This is a genomic window from Pseudomonas sp. UBA7530 (assembly GCF_002479365.1).
Classification (GTDB): domain Bacteria; phylum Pseudomonadota; class Gammaproteobacteria; order Pseudomonadales; family Pseudomonadaceae; genus Aquipseudomonas.
This window is the reverse complement of sequence record NZ_DLMS01000006.1, coordinates 41154-57452: the sequence shown is the minus strand read 5'-3', so window position 1 is coordinate 57452 and position 16299 is coordinate 41154. Positions and strand designations below refer to the sequence as shown.

At 62.6% G+C, this 16299-nt stretch carries 14 protein-coding genes and 1 pseudogene; 6 read left to right on the top strand and 9 right to left on the bottom strand.

Annotated elements, in window-relative coordinates; all coding sequences use genetic code 11:
• Positions 1–6 precede the first annotated feature (6 nt).
• Positions 7–543 carry a tetratricopeptide repeat protein gene (locus tag B2U07_RS10110; RefSeq protein WP_275546890.1) on the bottom strand — a complete coding sequence of 179 codons (537 nt, stop codon included), beginning with the start codon at positions 541–543 and terminating at the stop codon, positions 7–9.
• A 151-nt stretch (positions 544–694) separates the two neighbouring features.
• Here B2U07_RS10110 and B2U07_RS10105 point away from each other — a divergent pair, with 151 nt between their 5' ends.
• Positions 695–1822: a M14 family metallopeptidase gene (locus tag B2U07_RS10105; protein WP_275546889.1), complete on the top strand. Its 1128-nt coding sequence runs from the start codon at positions 695–697 to the stop codon at positions 1820–1822.
• 140 nt (positions 1823–1962) lie between these two features.
• Here B2U07_RS10105 and B2U07_RS10100 read toward each other — a convergent pair whose 3' ends face one another.
• A complete protein-coding gene (locus B2U07_RS10100; protein WP_197855215.1) occupies positions 1963–3222 on the bottom strand; it encodes an OprD family porin in 1260 nt (419 codons plus the stop codon).
• A 484-nt stretch (positions 3223–3706) separates the two neighbouring features.
• On the opposite strand from B2U07_RS10100, the gene B2U07_RS10095 reads away from it, so the two are divergent.
• Positions 3707–4060, top strand: coding sequence for a 5-carboxymethyl-2-hydroxymuconate Delta-isomerase (locus tag B2U07_RS10095; protein WP_275546888.1), 354 nt, complete (start codon positions 3707–3709; stop codon positions 4058–4060).
• Here the strand turns inward: B2U07_RS10095 and soxR are convergent.
• Entirely contained in the window at positions 4057–4509 is a 453-nt protein-coding gene (soxR, locus tag B2U07_RS10090; RefSeq protein WP_419096338.1) for a redox-sensitive transcriptional activator SoxR, read from the bottom strand. The genes B2U07_RS10095 and soxR overlap by 4 nt on opposite strands.
• Positions 4510–4593: 84 nt before the next feature.
• On the opposite strand from soxR, the gene B2U07_RS10085 reads away from it, so the two are divergent.
• Positions 4594–5172, top strand: a complete 579-nt coding sequence (locus tag B2U07_RS10085) for an NADPH-dependent FMN reductase (protein ID WP_275546886.1) — start codon at positions 4594–4596, stop codon at positions 5170–5172.
• Positions 5173–5618: 446 nt separating this feature from the next.
• On the opposite strand, the gene gcvT is transcribed toward B2U07_RS10085, so the two are convergent.
• From gcvT to gcvH, 4 genes are all read right to left on the bottom strand, one after another.
• Positions 5619–6743, bottom strand: coding sequence for a glycine cleavage system aminomethyltransferase GcvT (gene gcvT / locus B2U07_RS10080; protein ID WP_275546885.1), 1125 nt, complete (start codon positions 6741–6743; stop codon positions 5619–5621).
• 69 nt (positions 6744–6812) lie between these two features.
• A complete protein-coding gene (glyA, locus tag B2U07_RS10075) occupies positions 6813–8066 on the bottom strand; it encodes a serine hydroxymethyltransferase (RefSeq protein ID WP_275546884.1) in 1254 nt (417 codons plus the stop codon).
• Between the two features lie 276 nt (positions 8067–8342).
• A complete protein-coding gene (gene gcvP / locus B2U07_RS10070) occupies positions 8343–11195 on the bottom strand; it encodes an aminomethyl-transferring glycine dehydrogenase (RefSeq protein ID WP_275544412.1) in 2853 nt (950 codons plus the stop codon).
• 9 nt (positions 11196–11204) lie between these two features.
• Positions 11205–11588: a glycine cleavage system protein GcvH gene (gene gcvH, locus B2U07_RS10065; RefSeq protein ID WP_275544413.1), complete on the bottom strand. Its 384-nt coding sequence runs from the start codon at positions 11586–11588 to the stop codon at positions 11205–11207.
• Between the two features lie 330 nt (positions 11589–11918).
• On the opposite strand from gcvH, the gene sodC reads away from it, so the two are divergent.
• Positions 11919–12470 carry a superoxide dismutase [Cu-Zn] SodC gene (gene sodC / locus B2U07_RS10060; RefSeq protein ID WP_275544414.1) on the top strand — a complete coding sequence of 184 codons (552 nt, stop codon included), beginning with the start codon at positions 11919–11921 and terminating at the stop codon, positions 12468–12470.
• Between the two features lie 226 nt (positions 12471–12696).
• On the opposite strand, the gene B2U07_RS10055 is transcribed toward sodC, so the two are convergent.
• Positions 12697–14217: a sigma-54-dependent transcriptional regulator gene (locus B2U07_RS10055; protein WP_275544415.1), complete on the bottom strand. Its 1521-nt coding sequence runs from the start codon at positions 14215–14217 to the stop codon at positions 12697–12699.
• 73 nt (positions 14218–14290) lie between these two features.
• Here B2U07_RS10055 and B2U07_RS10050 point away from each other — a divergent pair, with 73 nt between their 5' ends.
• Entirely contained in the window at positions 14291–14488 is a 198-nt protein-coding gene (locus tag B2U07_RS10050; protein WP_108232820.1) for a hypothetical protein, read from the top strand.
• A gap of 103 nt (positions 14489–14591) precedes the next feature.
• On the opposite strand, the pseudogene B2U07_RS10045 reads toward B2U07_RS10050, so the two are convergent.
• Positions 14592–15065: pseudogene (locus B2U07_RS10045) on the bottom strand (endonuclease); the annotation flags it as partial.
• A gap of 93 nt (positions 15066–15158) precedes the next feature.
• Here B2U07_RS10045 and B2U07_RS10040 point away from each other — a divergent pair.
• A complete protein-coding gene (locus B2U07_RS10040) occupies positions 15159–16298 on the top strand; it encodes a tyrosine-type recombinase/integrase (protein WP_003154870.1) in 1140 nt (379 codons plus the stop codon).
• Position 16299: the final 1 nt, after the last annotated feature.

The following is a 16299-nucleotide window of genomic DNA, read 5'->3' as shown; positions in this document are numbered from 1 at the left end:
TTCGGCTTACTGACGCCCCAGTGCCGCGCAGGACGGCTCGTAGTTCTGCTGACAGGCACTCTGGTACAGGCGCTGGGCCTGGTCGGGGTCGCGCGACACACCACCTTCGCCGCGGCGATAGAGGTTGCCCAACACATGCTGGGCCATAGGGTTGCCGGCAGCGGCTGACTGGTTGAGGTATTTGAGCATGTCGCGCTGGTTAGCGAACTCCGGCGCATCCCTCCCGGTATAGAGGTAGGCCAGGCTTACTGCAGCCATGGCATGACCCTTGTCGGCGGCCTGCTTCCACCAGTACTCGGCCTGCTTGAGATTCTTTTCCGGCTGGCCGACGAAGTAGCTGCTGCCGAGCTGGAACTGGCTGTCCAGGTCGCCACGTTGGGCCTTTTGGCGCAACTGATCCTGTTCGGTCTCGGTGATGGGCTGTTCGGCCTGCGGCTGGTCGTCGGGCTTGGCGGCGTCAGGCTCACGCCCGGCGCATCCTGCCAGCAACACGAGTGCGAGCAGGGCGGTTGTGGCGTGAAACAGATTGAATGGACTGGGCATGGCAGTGGCTCCCTGGGCGAGAAAACGAGGCAAGTCGCTGTTAGGCCTGCCCCGCTCACCTTAGTTCGCTCTGAACTCTCCGTGCAGTGCCGACTTCCCACTGGCGCGATGAGCTGCAATCCTGAGCGCTGATTTCGCTCAAGAGGCAGCCATGAAGATCAGTGCGGATTTCGACAGCGGCAATATCCAGGTCATCGACACCAGTGACCCGCAGCGCGTGCTGCTGGCCATGCGGCCGGACCTCAACAGTCACCACTTACAGTGGTTTCACTTTCAGGTCGATGGCCTGCAGCCTGGCCAGCGTTACGGCTTCAATCTGACCAATGCCGGGCAATCGGCTTATAACCGCGCCTGGGACGGTTACCAGGCCGTGGCCAGTTACGATCAGCAGGACTGGTTTCGCGTGCCGACCCGGTTCGAGGACGGGCAACTGCGATTCGAGCTGCAGGCCGAGCACAAGAGCGTACGGTTCGCCTACTTCGAACCTTACCCGCGAGCGCGACACGAACGGCTGATCGCTAGGGCGCTGGAGCGCGGCGCCGAGCTGGTGGCCAGTGGCAGAAGCCTGGAGGGGCGCGATATCCAGCTGCTGCGTATCGGCGGCCAGGCTGCCGCGCCGCGCAAGTTGTGGCTCATCGCCCAGCAGCACCCCGGCGAGCATATGGCCGAGTGGTTCATGGAAGGGCTGATCGAGCGCCTGCAGAATCCGCAGGATGCCGAGGTCGCCGCATTGCTGCGTGAGGCCGAATTCTACCTGGTGCCGAACATGAATCCGGACGGCGCCTATCGTGGTCATCTGCGTACCAACTATGCCGGGCAGGACCTCAATCGCGCCTGGCAGTCGGCCAGCTCCGAGCGCAGCCCGGAAGTGTTGTTCGTGCTGCAGCATATGCAGCGCATCGGCGTCGACCTGTTCCTCGATATTCACGGCGATGAGGAAATTCCTCATGTGTTCACCGCCGGTTGCGAAGGCAATCCCGGCTACACCCCGCGCCTGGCTGCATTGGAAGAGGACTTCCGCAGCCGCCTGGTCGGGATCGGCGCTGAGTTCCAGACCCGTTTCGGCTACCCGCGCGACGAGCCGGGCCAGGCCAACCTGACCCTGGCCTGCAACGCGGTGGGCGAAACCTTCGATTGCCTGTCGTTCACCATCGAGATGCCGTTCAAGGACCACGACGACAGCCCGCAGCCACGCACCGGCTGGAATGGCGCGCGCTCGCAGAAATTGGGGCAGGACGTGCTGACGGTGCTGGCGCAAATGGTCGGGCGCTTGCGCTGAGGCTGGGCGTGCCGGGCGCGAATGCTGGCGTCCCGTGAAGTGGCTCGTTGGGTTCGTAGGCAAAAAAAGCCCGTCACGAGGACGGGCCTAAAGTGCCGTTAACACACAGGAGTCAATAGGACGTAGTGAAGCGTCCGGTATTACAGAATCGACAGCGGATAGTTGATGATCAGACGGTTCTCGTGCAGATCCTGGCCAACGTCGCGGCGGACGTCGGAGTTACGCCAGCGCACGTTCAGGTTCTTCAGCGTGCCTTCCTGAATGGTGTAGGCCAGCTCGGTCTCACGGCTCCACTCTTCGGCATCGGTACGGCCGCCAGCATGGATATTGGAGCCGCTGGTGTAGCGGTTCATCAGGGTCAGGCCTGGAATGCCCATGCCGGCGAAGTTGTAGTCGTGACGAACCTGCCAGGAACGCTCTTCCGGACTGTCGAAAGCGGACAGGAAGCCATCGTTGACCAGTGAGCCGCCGCTGGCGCCGTCGATGCGCAGGAACTTGGTATCGCCGCTCAGACGCTGGTAGGTGACCTGGAAGGTGTTGTTGCCCCTCTTGGCCGACAGCGCGCCCTGATACACCTTGTTGTCCAGGTCGCCGGCCTTGGCCGCGCCTTCGTCCTTTCCGTTGAAATAGCCGAGGTTGGCGCCCAGCACCCAGTCACCGACCGGCTGGCTGTGGGTCAACTGTACGAAGCTCTGCTTGTACACATCTTCCAGGCGGGCGTGCCAGACGCCGACCATGGTGCTGTTGCCGTTGAAGCGGTATTCACCGCCGCCGAAGTTGAAGTCATCGCCATCCACACCGTTGAACGTCATGTCCTCACGGCTGGCGTCGTGGCGCTGGCTGTTCTTCCAGAACTGGCCGCCGTACAGGGTGAGGCCGTCGATTTCGCCGGAGGTGAGCTGCGCGCCCTGGAAGGTTTGCGGCAGCGAGCGACCGTCATCAGCACGCAGGATCGGCAGCACGGCGAACCACTCACCGACCTTCAGTTCGGTCTTGGAAATCTTGGCCTTGGCGGCTACGGCAGTGCGGCCGAAGTCATCAGCGGCCTGGCCGTCATCGTGGATCGGCATCAGCTGGGTGTTGGCGGCGCCACGGTTGCCGTCCAGCTTGACGCTGTACAGACCGAGCACATCGAGACCGAAGCCGACGGTGCCCTGGGTGTAGCCGGAGCGGGCATCGAGGATGAAGCTCTGGGTCCAGCCTTCGGCCTGGCCCTGGCGCTCCCCGCGGATCAAGGGGTCGGTGCCGTTGAGGTAGTTGCGGTTGAAGTAGTAGTTGCGCAGGCCGAGGGTGACCTTGGCGTCTTCGACAAAGCCGGCAGCGTGCGTGGCAGTCGGCATAACCAGGGCCAGAGCCGTGCTGCCAAGCAGGGCCAATGGAATGATGTTGCGTGCGGTCATTATTGTTGTGCTCCCAGTTTTTGAACGAACCATCCCCTGCTGGCCTGCTCAGGGCCTGCATGAAGGGGAATGCTGTGTTTGCCCCTGTAGAGGGCGAGCGGCCGGCCGAACGCGGCCGGTCATTGCTGGTGGCTGGTGTCAGCCTCCGGCGAATCCGGGTTTATGGCATCTGGTGGCGATGAATGCTGAGCAGGCGAGGAGCTGCTGCGCTGAGAAAGAGGCGAGGATAGTCATGTTCTGGCCCTGATTCTTGTTTTTATCTTTGTCATAAGTCGTCATACAACTGGATGGATTATCGACAGCATTTTTATCGCTTGTCAATGTATGGCAGACGAAAGTCTGAGTGGTCTACGTCGTCGGTGCCCAGTATAAACGCCATGAGGAACGCTCATGGCCGATAGGAACGCGGGAAAAGACAGCGGCAGGGTGGTGCTTTTGTTGTGTGATAACGTATGACAAATTTACTTACACCAAGGACTTATCCATGCCGCATTGCCTGATCGAAGCTGCACGCGAGGTGAGTGAGCTGATTGCGCCTCAGGAGCTGGTGCAACTGGTGCATGACCAGACGGCCGACAGTGGTCTGTTCCAACCCGGTGAGGTCAAGGTGCGCCTGAGCCTGTACGAGCATCACTGCGTCGGTGGCGAGCCGGGCCCGTTTGTGCACCTGATCTTCTACGTGCTGGCTGGCCGCAACGATGACGACAAACGGGCGCTGTCGCGGCGTATCGTACGCGCACTGGTGCAACGCCTGCCGCAGGTGCCGGCGATTTCCCTGGATGTGCGCGACATCCGGCGCGAGGTATTCAGCAATCGGCGCAACTGCCTGGACGATTAATCCGTCTCCAGCAGGCGTGCGCCAGCGCCCTGCGCGCCAAGTTCGTCCCCGGGGTTGCGCAATGGGCAGTCCTGCATCGACAGGCAACCGCAACCGATGCAGCCGGTGAGCTGGTCGCGCAGCTGTGTCATCTGTTCGATGCGGGCATCCAGGTCACGTTGCCATTGTGCCGACAGTTGTTGCCAGTCCGCGGCCGTGGGCATGTGATCGCAGGGCAGAGTGGCCAGCGCGGCAGCAATATCGGCCAGCGGAATGCCCAGGCGCTGTGCCACCTTGATGATCGCCACGCGGCGCAGCACATCACGCCGATAACGCCGCTGATTGCCGGCATTGCGCTGGCTCTGGATCAAGCCCTTGGTTTCGTAGAAATGCAGCGTGGAAATCGCCACGCCGCTGCGCTCGGCAACCTGGCCGACGCTCAGCGGGCGTTCGTGGAAGGCGCGATGCATGTCCATGACAAATTCCTGTTGACCTCAAGTTAAGTTGAGGTTTTACCCTCGCAGGCCTTGATAGACAACCCCGAGGGCATTTCCATGCAGGACCGCATTCGTCTGGTACTGATTTACGGCAGCGTGCGTGAAGAGCGCTTCTGCGACCAGGTGGTGGCCTGGGCGCGTGAGCAGATCGAGCAGCGCAGCGAATTTGACTTGAGCCTGGTCGATCCGGCCGTGATGTTCCGCCAGCCAGGTGAAGCGCAGGCGGTTGCCGAGCAACGCCATCAGTCGCTGCAGCATCTGCTGCGCGCCGATGCCTTTCTGATCGTCACCCCGGAGTACAACCACGGCTATCCGGCGGCGCTCAAGCAATTCATCGACGAGGTGCCGGCATCCTGGGAAGCACGGCCGGTGGGGTTCGTCAGTTATGGCGGAGTGTCCGGCGGGCTGCGTGCGGTAGAGCAATTGCGCCAGGTGCTGGCGGAGTTGCATGGCATGACGGTGCGCGGCTCGGTGAGCTTCACCAATGCCTGGGAACAGTTCGACGATCAGGGGCGGTTGAGCGAGCCACGGCGAGCCAACTCGGCGCTGGCGCATACGTTGGTGCAACTTAACTGGTGGGCACAGACGCTGCGTGCCGGCCGCGAGCGGGTGCCTTACGAGCGGATCAGGGGGTAATAGCGCGACGTAGCGCGGATGGCTACTCGTAGGGCGGGTGCAACCCGCTAGAGCAATGTGGCGGACTTCACCCGCCCTACGAAGTGGAGCAGCGGGGCACAGACGCTGCGTGCCGGAAGCGAGCGTGTGTCATACGAGCGAATCAGGGGGTAATAACAACGTAGCCCGGATGCAATCCGGGAGCTTTTGAGGGCATCCCCGGATTGCATCCGGGCTACGAAGCTTTCGCGGACAAGTCCGCTCCCCCAAATCCAGCCACTCTATCTCGCTGCTTCTGTGGGAGCGGACTTGTCCGCGAATGGCTGCATCTGTCGGAAGGGCTTCAGCCTGTAGGGCGGGTCAACCCGCCAGATCGCGCGGCGGGTTTCACCCGCCCTACGCACCTTGCCCTCAACCCCTTTCCCATACATGGGAGAGGGGAGCGGGCAGCCAGGCTGCGCCGCGAATCAGCCGCGGTAGTAGCGCTGCGGCACGAACGGGGTCTTGGCCACTTTCATCGCAACGCGCTTGCCGCGCACCACGGCCCAGACATCGCTGTCGATGGCGGTGTGGCTGGCATTGACGTAACCCATAGCCACCGGTGCGCCGAGGGTCGGGCCGAAGCCGCCGCTGCATACCTGGCCGATCACGGTGCCGTCGGCATCGACGATTTCCGCACCTTCACGCACCGGTACGCGTTCCTGCGGCAGCAGGCCGACGCGCTTGCGGGCCACGCCTTTCTGCTGTTGCTCGAACACGCGCTCGGCGCCCGGGAAGTTGCCGGCACGCTCGCCATCAGCGCGGCGCACCTTGGAGACGGCCCACAGCAGGCTGGCCTCGATCGGCGTGGTGGCGCTGCTCATGTCGTGGCCGTACAGGCATAGGCCGGCTTCCAGGCGCAGCGAGTCACGCGCGCCGAGGCCGATGGCCTCGACTTCGGCTTCGGCCAGCAGGCTGCGAGCCAGGGCTTCGGCTTGGTCGACGACGACGGAAATCTCGAAACCGTCTTCGCCGGTATAGCCGCTGCGGCTGACGATGCATTCGCTGCCCAGCAGGCGTACGCGGGCCACCTGCATGAAGGTCATCTTGCTCACTTCCGGCGCCAGGCGGGCCAGCACGTCGACCGCTTTCGGGCCTTGCAGGGCGAGCAGGGCGCGCTCCTCGAACAGGCACTCGATCTGGCACTGCTCGCCGATGTGCTTCTTCAGATGGGCTAGGTCCTGATCCTTGCAGGCGGCGTTGACCACTAGGTACAGGGTGTCGTCACCAAGGTTGGCGACCATCAGATCGTCGAGGATGCCGCCCTGGGCGTCGGTGAACATGGCGTAGCGCTGTGTACCCACCGGCAGGTCGATGATGTCCACCGGCACCAGGGTTTCCAGGGCACGCGCGGCGTTCTCGCCACGCAGCAGGATCTGGCCCATGTGCGAGACGTCGAACAGGCCGGCGGCCTCACGGGTGTGCAGGTGTTCCTTCATCACACCCAGCGGGTACTGCACGGGCATGTCATAGCCGGCGAAGGGCACCATGCGTGCGCCGAGTTCGAGGTGCAGGGCGTGCAGCGGAGTCTTGGCGAGAGTTTCAGTGGTCATGTCGATTTCCTGTTGGGTGCGCTGTGCGCACCGGTTGGGGCCGCCGCGCGGCCCGTGGTAAGTCGGGTGTCAGTCAGCGTAGACCGGGAAGGTGGTGCACAGGTCGGCGACCTGGCCGCGCACACGCTCGATCACGGCTGGGTTTTCCAAGTCGTCGAGGATGTCGCAGATCCAGCCGGCCAGGGTGCGGCATTCGCCTTCCTTGAAGCCGCGAGTGGTCACCGCCGGGGTGCCAATACGTATGCCGGAAGTGACGAACGGCGACTGCGGGTCGTTCGGCACGGCGTTCTTGTTCACCGTGATGTGGGCATCGCCCAGCGCCGCGTCGGCCGCCTTGCCGGTCAGGCCCTGCTTGACCAGGCTGATCAGCATCAGGTGGTTGTCGGTGCCGCCGGAGACCACGTCATAACCGCGCTCGACGAATACCTCGGCCATGGCGCGGGCGTTGTCGATCACCTGCTGCTGGTAGGTCTTGAAGCCCGGCTCCAGTGCTTCCTTGAAGCACACCGCCTTGGCCGCGATGACGTGCATCAGCGGGCCGCCCTGGGCGCCGGGGAATACGGCGGAGTTGAGCTTCTTCTCGATCTCTTCATTGGCCTTGGCCAGGATCAGACCGCCACGCGGGCCACGCAGGGTCTTGTGCGTGGTGGTGGTAACCACGTCGGCGAACGGCACCGGGTTCGGGTACAGGCCAGCGGCGACCAGGCCCGCGACGTGGGCCATGTCGACGAACAGCAGCGCACCGACCTTGTCGGCGATGGCGCGGAAACGCGGGAAGTCCAGCACGCGCGAGTAGGCCGAGAAACCGGCGACGATCATCTTCGGCTTGTGCTCGACTGCCAGGCGCTCGACTTCGTCGTAATCGATCAGGCCGTTCTCATCGATGCCGTACTGCACCGCGTTGTACAGCTTGCCCGAGGACGACACCTTGGCGCCGTGGGTCAGGTGGCCGCCATGGGCCAGGCTCATGCCGAGGATGGTATCGCCCGCGCTCAGCAGTGCGAGGTACACGGCGCTGTTGGCCGAAGAGCCGGAGTGCGGCTGGACGTTGGCGTAGTCGGCGCCGAACAGCTGCTTGGCGCGCTCGATGGCCAGTGCCTCGACCTTGTCCACATGCTCGCAACCACCGTAGTAGCGCTTGCCCGGATAGCCTTCGGCGTACTTGTTGGTCAGGCCGCTGCCTTGCGCTTGCATCACGCGCTGGCTGCAGTAGTTCTCCGAGGCGATCAGCTCGATATGGTCTTCCTGGCGTTTTTCCTCGGCCTGGATCGCCGCGAGCAGGGCATCGTCATAGCCCTGCAGTTGGTCGTGCTTGCTGAACATGGTGAGGCGCTCTTTATCGTTTTTCTCGGGATGAAACAGGCCCGCCCCGGTGAGGGGAGCCGAAAATAGGGGAGACTAGCCACTGAACCGTCCCCTCTCCCCTCGGGGAGAGGGTTAGGGAGAGGGGGCTGCGTAGACAACCGCTTTACCCTCTCCCCCGGCCCCCGCTCCGCGCCCCCGCCCTTCGCAGAGCTCAGGGCGCTTCAGCGGGCGAAGCAGTGCTTCGCTAATTCCGCTTTCGCCCCGCAAGCGGGAGAGGGGGACGGTTCACCGTGCTTACGCGTCCTGATACGCCTCGATGGACGGGCAGGCGCAGACCAGGTTGCGGTCGCCGTAGACGTTGTCCACGCGGCCGACCGGCGGCCAGTACTTGGCCTCGATCAGGGTCGCCAGCGGGTACACGGCCTGCTCGCGGCTGTAGGCGTGGTTCCACTCGCCAACCAGCTCCAGGGCGGTGTGCGGGGCGTTCTTCAGCGGGTTGTCGTCCTTGTCCAGGCGGCCTTGCTCGACCGCGCGGATTTCTTCGCGGATGGCGATCATGGCGTCACAGAAGCGATCCAGCTCTTCCTTGGACTCGCTCTCGGTCGGCTCGATCATCAGGGTGCCGGCCACAGGGAAGGACATGGTCGGGGCGTGGAAGCCGAAGTCGATCAGGCGCTTGGCCACGTCGTCGACGCTGATGCCGCTGCTGTCCTTGAGCGGACGGATGTCGAGGATGCACTCGTGCGCCACCAGGCCGCCTTCGCCGGAGTACAGCACCGGGTAGTGCTCTTCCAGGCGACGGGCGATGTAGTTGGCGTTGAGAATGGCCATCTGCGACGCGCGCTTGAGGCCGTTGCCGCCCATCATGGTGATGTACATCCAGGTGATCGGCAGGATGCTGGCGCTGCCGAACGGCGCGGCGCTGACTGCACCTTCCTTGCGAGCCATGTGAGCATGGCCCGGCAGGAACGGCGCCAGGTGCGACTTGACGCCGATCGGGCCAACGCCCGGGCCGCCACCGCCGTGCGGGATGCAGAAGGTCTTGTGCAGGTTCAGGTGGGAGACGTCGCCGCCGAACTGACCCGGCGCGCAGAGGCCGACCATGGCGTTCATGTTGGCGCCGTCGATGTACACCTGGCCGCCGTTGTCGTGGATGATCTGGCAGATCTCGCGGATGCCTTCCTCGAACACACCGTGGGTGGACGGGTAGGTGATCATGATCGCAGCCAGGCGATCCTTGTGCTCTTCGGCCTTGGCCTTCAGATCGGCGATGTCGACGTTGCCGCGTGCGTCACAGGCGGTCACCACCACGCGCATACCGGCCATGGAGGCGGTCGCCGGGTTGGTGCCGTGGGCCGATTGCGGGATCAGGCAGATGTCGCGCTGATCGTCGCCACGGCTCAGGTGATAGGCGCGGATGGCCAGCAGGCCGGCGTACTCGCCCTGGGAACCGGCGTTGGGCTGCAGCGACACGGCGTCGTAGCCGGTGGCGGCGCAGAGCATGGCTTCCAGCTCAGTGGTCAGCTGGGTGTAACCCGCGGCCTGCTCGACCGGAGCGAAGGGGTGCAGGTTGCCGAATTCTGGCCAGGTGACCGGGATCATTTCGCTGGCGGCGTTGAGCTTCATGGTGCAGGAGCCCAGCGGGATCATGCTGCGATCCAGAGCCAGATCCTTGTCGGCCAGCTTGCGCAGGTAGCGCATCAGCTCGGTTTCGCTGTGGTAGCGGTTGAACACTTCGTGCTGCAGGATCGCCGACTGGCGCAGCAGGCCTTGCGGCAGGCGGCTGGCGATCTGCGAAGCCAGGTCGCTGACGGCAGGTACGGCTTGGTCAGCAGCGAACAGTGCCAGCAGCGCCTCGACGGCGGCCTGGTCGGTGGTTTCGTCCAGCGACAGACCCAGACGCTCGGCGTCGATCTCGCGCAGGTTGATGCCGGCAGCACGGGCCTTGGCATGCAGCTCGGCGGTCTTGGCGCCGGTCTTGATGCTCAGGGTGTCGAAGAAGTGCTGCTGCTCGACGCTGTGGCCCAGCTTGGTCAGGCCCAGGGCGAGGATCGCGGTGAAGCTGTGCACGCGCTGCGCGATGTCGGTCAGGCCCTGCGGGCCGTGGTACACGGCGTACATGCTGGCGATGTTGGCCAGCAGCACCTGCGCGGTACAGATGTTACTGGTGGCCTTCTCGCGGCGGATGTGCTGCTCGCGGGTCTGCATGGCCAGGCGCAGGGCCGGCTTGCCGAAGCGGTCCACCGACATGCCGACCAGGCGGCCCGGCATGTCGCGTTTGAACGCGTCGCGGGTGGCGAAGTAGGCAGCGTGCGGGCCACCGAAGCCCAGCGGCACACCGAAGCGCTGGGCGCTACCCAGGGCGACGTCGGCGCCGAACTCGCCCGGCGGGGTGAGCAGGGTCAGAGCCAGCAGGTCGGCAGCTACGGCAACCAGAGCGTTGGTGGCGTGGAAACGCTCGACCAGGGCGCGGTAATCGAAGATGTCGCCGTTGCTCGCCGGGTACTGCAGCAGGGCGCCGAAGTAGGCGCTGGCGTCAGTGATGGCGGCTTCGTCGCCGACTTCGATATCGATGCCCAGCGGCTCGGCACGAGTGCGCAGCACGTCGAGGGTCTGCGGGTGGCAGTGCTGGGAAACGAAGAAGGTGTTGGCAGCCTTGTTCTTCGACAGACGCTTGCAGAAGGTCATGGCTTCGGCGGCAGCGGTGGCCTCATCCAGCAAGGATGCGTTGGCGATCTGCATGCCGGTGAGGTCGCTGATCAGCGTCTGGAAGTTCAGCAGCGCTTCCAGGCGGCCCTGGGAAATCTCCGGCTGGTACGGGGTGTAGGCGGTGTACCAGGCCGGGTTTTCCAGCAGGTTGCGCAGGATCGGGCTCGGCGTGTGGGTGCCGTAGTAACCCTGGCCGATAAAGGTCTTGAACTGCAGGTTCTTGGCGGCGATGGCCTTGATCTTGGCCAGGGCGTCGGCTTCCGACAGGCCCGGCTGTTCGCCGAGGATGCTGGTGCCCTTGATGCTCTCAGGGATCACCGCACCGGTCAGCGCGTCGACCGAATCATAGCCAAGCAGTTCGAGCATGGCAGCGGTGTCGGCATCGCGCGGGCCGATATGGCGGGCGATGAATTCGTTCTGGGTATCGAGCTTGGTCATGGCGGTCACTCAGGCGTCGGCGTTGGCGTTCAACAGACGATCATAGCCGGCCTTGTCCAGCAGGTCGGCCAGCACGGCGTTGTCGGCCAGGCGCATACGGAAGAACCAGGCCTTTTCCAGCGGCGATTCGTTGACCAGCTCCGGGCTGCCTTCCAGGTCGGCGTTGACCTCGACGATTTCGCCGTCCAGCGGCATGACGATGTTGCTGGCGGCCTTGACCGACTCCAGCACGGCCACTTCCTCGCCTTGAGCGTAGGACTTGGCTTCCGGCAGTTGCACATAAACCACATCGCCGAGCGCGTCCTGGGCGTAATGGGTGATGCCGACGGTAACCAGACCATCGTTGTCCAGACGCAGCCATTCGTGATCGGCGGTGAAACGCAACTCGCTCATGTCAACTCCTCAGAGGTAAAGGTGTCCGCTTCTAGGTGGCGGGCAGGTTTGGAGGTGATTGCAATGTGAGTGCCAATGATAAAAATATCAATTAAATCAATAAGTTAAGAGTATTTTTTATATTCCTTGATAGTGGTATGGAACGATATCGCTACGAATGCACGCGTCGCAAATGGAAAAGTTTGCGTCGCACGAGTTGCGGCGCGGCTTTCAGGTGTCCGTTGCGTAATCGTTACGGTGTAATGAAATCGATACATCATATGGCTGGAACCGCTCGGAGGATCGAGGGTCGGTAACTGGGAGGCTTCATCGACAAGGAGATAGATCGACATGAAACCCCTGATTCCCCTGGCATTCGCGCTGCTTGGCGCCACCAGTCTGCAGGCCAACGAGACGGTTACCGTGACGCTAGAGCAGGCCACCGAGAAAGGTACTGGCGCAGCCGTCGGCACCGTGACCATCAGCCAGTCGCCCTATGGGCTGGTATTTACCCCTGACCTGCAGGGGCTTGAGCCTGGCGTTCACGGTTTCCACGTGCACACCGAGCCCAACTGCAATGCCGCGCAGGTGGACGGCAAGCAAACGCCGGCCGGTGCCGCTGGTGGCCATTGGGACCCGCAGAACGCAGGGCGCCACGGCTTTCCCTGGGAAGACAACGCCCACCTGGGTGACCTGCCTGCACTGCTGGTGACCGAGGACGGCAAGGCCAGCCAGCCGGTGCTGGCGCCGCGGCTCAAGAGCCTGCAAGACCTGCACAATCGTTCGCTGATGATTCACGCTGGCGGCGACAACCACTCAGATCATCCCCAGCCCTTGGGCGGCGGCGGCGCGCGCGTGGCCTGTGGGGTGATCAAGGTGCCGACTAGCACCACGCCGATCTGATCCGTCGTCACCCACCCTGCACGCAATGCTGGTCGGTGGATACAAGGCTTCGCGGACGAGTCCGCTCCCACAGGAATAACCGTGCCGGCGCTGCGAGCGCTGACCTTCCGTGGGAGCGGACTTGTCCGCGATAAGGCATTGGTTCGAGCGCTATGCGCGGCTGCATGATCAAGTGAAAATGCAGCGATCCTGCAAAGCACGAGCGTTTTCTTAACTGACTGGCGCGTCAGTGTTTGCCCGGAATTCCGTACTTGCGCAGGCGCTTGGCGATGGCGGTATGCGAGGTGCCCAGGCGCGCGGCCAGTTGGCGGCTGGAAGGGTGGCTGTCGTAGAGCTTTTCCAGCAGCGCTTTCTCGTATTCGTCCATGGCCTGTTCCAGGCTGGCGACTTCCCCTTCCACCTTTGGCGCCACTTCGGTGCCGGCGATATCCAGATCGTCCATCTCCACCCAGTTGCTGTCGCAGATCGCGGCGGCGCGGAAGATCACGTTCTGCAACTGGCGCACGTTGCCCGGCCAGCGCCCGGCCAGCAGCGCCGGGAAGGTGGTCGGCGCCAGGCGGCAGGGCAGGCGCTGGATCTGCGCGCAGGCCTGGGCCATGAAGTGCTGGGCCAGCAGCAGAATGTCCTGGCCGCGTTCGCGCAGCGGCGGCACTTCCAGATTGAGGACATTGAGGCGGTAGAACAGGTCTTCACGGAAGCTGCCTTCGGCCACCATCTGTTCCAGGTCGCGATGGGTGGCGCTGAGGATGCGCACGTCCACCTTCACTTCGCGGTCGCCACCGACGCGGCGGAAGCTGCCATCGCTCAGGAAACGCAGCAGCTTGGCCTGTAGGTAGGGCGACATCTCGCCAATCTCGTCGAGAAACACCGTGCCCTGATTGGCCAACTCCAGCAGGCCGGGCTTGCCGCCGCGCTGGGCACCGGTAAAGGCGCCGGGGGCGTAGCCGAACAGCTCGCTCTCGGCCAGGTTCTCCGGCAGGGCAGCACAGTTCAGCGCTAGAAACGGCGCGGTGCGGCGCACGCTGACGGTATGACAGGCGCGTGCCACCAGCTCCTTGCCGGTACCGGTTTCGCCATGAATCAGCAGCGGCGCATCGAGCGATGCCACGCGCAGGGCGCGGGCCTTGAGGGCACGAATCGGCGCGGACTCGCCGAGCAACGAATCGAAGCCCTCGGCATGGTCGTGATGCAATGCGGCCAGACGCTGGCCCATGCGGCTTGGAGCGTAGAGCGTGAGCAAGCCACCGGTCAGGCGCCCGTCTTCAGTAATCGGTTGGGCGTCGAGCAGCAGTGGCTGGCCGGCGAAGTTCACCTCGCGCAGCGGCTGATGGAAACCGGCGGTGAGCAGCGAGCGTTGCAGCGCGTCGTCGGAGAACAGCGCGGCGATGCTCAGCCCCTCGGGCGGGCGCTCGCAGATGTCGATCAGCGCCGGGTTGGCCAGCAGCACGGTGGCGCGATCATCCACTGCCAGCACCGGGTCGGGCATGGCCGCAAGCAAGGCATCGAGCTGCAGGCGGCGGCGCTGACCGGGAAGAATGTCCACCACCTCCACGCTCTGCACGCCGTGCACCTGCAGCAGCGCGCCGCGCAGCTCCTCGAGCACCTCGGCGCTCAGGGTCGGCGCGTCGATATAGACGTTTGGCGGTACCATCTCCACCGCATCGAGGTTCAGATTACGCCCGCCGAGCAGCGCCAGGACTTCCTGGGTGATGCCGACGCGGTCGATGAAGCTGACGTGGATGCGCATAGATGAAGGTCGAAATGGGCGAACAGGCCGCGATTATGCCTGCTCTGCCGCGCATGAGGAAAAGGGCAACACCGTGAGTACAGAAAAACCGAGCCGCGCCGATTATCACCGTGAGCACCAGGCTCGCGCCGAAGCCGAGGCCCAGCGCCTGTTGGCGCGCAAGGCCGAGCTGCAGGGGCGCTGGCTACCCTGGGTGGCGCAGGAGTTGTACCAGCTCAGCCCGCCGGAGTTCGCCAACATGGTGCGGCGCGAGTTGCAGCGCCTGGCGTAGCCCGGATGCAATCCGCGGACTGCTTGGAATATGCCAAAGCGGTCGCGGCTGAAGCCCCTCACACAGATGCGGGAAACTTGTGGGAGGGGCTTCAGCCGCGACCCTACGCACGCTTGCGCGCGCAGCGGCTCATATCCACCTTGCCCACATAGGGGTTGCCCCAGCCCATCACGCAGGCCACCTGCTGGTTGCGCTGCTGCTCCCAGACCTTGGGCGGGTAGGCCTTGCTCCAGGCCTCGTAGAGTTGCCGATCCTGTTTCGACAGGCGCAGCTTGTAGCGGTCGGACATGTAGAAATAGGTGCGCGCGATCATCCCGCGGATGGCCGGGCGCGGCATCACCTTGCGCGCCTTGAAGTCCACCACCGTCTCGCACTGTCCGTACTGGTGCGGCTTCTGCGGCAGCCAGGCGAAGCTGTAGTTGCTGCGGTCGCCATTCACCTCGCCGATGCTCGGCACCAGGTTGTGCAGGTCGGCCTCGGCCTTGCGGAACTGCGCATCGTTGGCCGTGCAGTTCTTGCGTCCGCCTTTTTGCCAGCACTGGCGCTGATGGCCGATCACCCAGGCAGGGACGATATGAAATGTGCCCTTTAAATAGTTACAAATTTCCTTGTCGTAGGAGTCTGGGGCGTCTACCGTGACTCATATTGCAAGCTTTATGGGGCGGGTGAGATGGAGTTGGTCTTCGCAGATGAGGGGTTCAAAATAAACGGGGTTAGCTACCCTGGATTTCCTATCATCCTAACAGCAGAACTACGGTCAATTCCCGAGGTAAGCGCCTTCTTGATTTACCGCTGCCTTCACAGGGGGCGAGTTGAAAGTAAACATACATGGGCCTCATACGGGCAAGCCCTTTACGACTATTTAGGTTTTCTAAATGCTGCCAATCGAGACTGGAGAAATGTTGGTTTTTTTGAGCTGGGCTCGAGCCCACTGGCTGCATACCGTGACTGGTCGATGCGTAGTTGCGGGCTTAGCGAAAACACCATAAATCTTAGACTGCGAGTTGTTTGCTCTTTCTATAACTATGCAAGGCGCCAAGGTTGGATAGAGAGGGTTCCATATGATGTTGAAACAGTAAGGGTCGCAGTCCATTCTGTATTTTTGGCTCATGTGGATGTAACTGGAGGATATGTCGCTTCTCCCGATATACTAGTGAAGGGGAAGAGAACAGCAATAAAAGTTTTAACTAAAGAGCAGGTTAGAATTTTTTTAAATTCCATAAGTTGTTCTACTCAAAAGCTTATTGCACGACTAGCCCTAAGCAGTGGGTTGAGGAAGGAAGAGCTCCTTACATTTCCAAGCTCCTATATATTTGATCCCGCTCAAATATCTAAAGGCAGTTCTCACTTTAGAGTTTTCTGTAGTCCAAAGGATATGGAGCTCAAGGGGAATAAGGCGCGGGAGATTGACATCCCTCGCTCGCTTATGGCCGCGCTCTGGCAGTACAAAATTCATGAGCGTAATCGGAGTATGCAGACCTCATGTGTAGAGTCAATTCCGTTGTTTCTATCTAGGTATGGTGTGCCTTACAGTCCTAAAGGCCAGAGTCTAAACCATATGTGGAAAGATCTGGGGCTTCCTTTCACAGTCACTCCTCATATGCTCCGCCATACCTATGCGACGCATACACTCCATGACATGCGCAGGCGTAAGAGTGTTATAGATCCGTTGCTATATGTGCGGGATAGGCTCGGCCACTCCAGTGTGGCTACTACGCAGAGGTACTTGCACTTAATTTCTATGATCGAAGATGATGTTATGGGAGATTATCAAGAATTTATTGATTCTGTCTGCGTTGGAAGAATATGAA

Excerpts from the sequence above, each read along its gene's own strand:
- B2U07_RS10110 (WP_275546890.1), bottom strand. The coding sequence starts at position 543 with ATGCCCAGTCCATTCAATCTGTTTCACGCCACAACCGCCCTGCTCGCA.
- B2U07_RS10105 (WP_275546889.1), top strand. The coding sequence starts at position 695 with ATGAAGATCAGTGCGGATTTCGACAGCGGCAATATCCAGGTCATCGAC.
- B2U07_RS10100 (WP_197855215.1), bottom strand. The coding sequence starts at position 3,222 with ATGACCGCACGCAACATCATTCCATTGGCCCTGCTTGGCAGCACGGCT.
- B2U07_RS10095 (WP_275546888.1), top strand. The coding sequence starts at position 3,707 with ATGCCGCATTGCCTGATCGAAGCTGCACGCGAGGTGAGTGAGCTGATT.
- soxR (WP_419096338.1), bottom strand. The coding sequence starts at position 4,509 with ATGCATCGCGCCTTCCACGAACGCCCGCTGAGCGTCGGCCAGGTTGCC.
- B2U07_RS10085 (WP_275546886.1), top strand. The coding sequence starts at position 4,594 with ATGCAGGACCGCATTCGTCTGGTACTGATTTACGGCAGCGTGCGTGAA.
- gcvT (WP_275546885.1), bottom strand. The coding sequence starts at position 6,743 with ATGACCACTGAAACTCTCGCCAAGACTCCGCTGCACGCCCTGCACCTC.
- glyA (WP_275546884.1), bottom strand. The coding sequence starts at position 8,066 with ATGTTCAGCAAGCACGACCAACTGCAGGGCTATGACGATGCCCTGCTC.
- gcvP (WP_275544412.1), bottom strand. The coding sequence starts at position 11,195 with ATGACCAAGCTCGATACCCAGAACGAATTCATCGCCCGCCATATCGGC.
- gcvH (WP_275544413.1), bottom strand. The coding sequence starts at position 11,588 with ATGAGCGAGTTGCGTTTCACCGCCGATCACGAATGGCTGCGTCTGGAC.
- sodC (WP_275544414.1), top strand. The coding sequence starts at position 11,919 with ATGAAACCCCTGATTCCCCTGGCATTCGCGCTGCTTGGCGCCACCAGT.
- B2U07_RS10055 (WP_275544415.1), bottom strand. The coding sequence starts at position 14,217 with ATGCGCATCCACGTCAGCTTCATCGACCGCGTCGGCATCACCCAGGAA.
- B2U07_RS10040 (WP_003154870.1), top strand. The coding sequence starts at position 15,159 with ATGGAGTTGGTCTTCGCAGATGAGGGGTTCAAAATAAACGGGGTTAGC.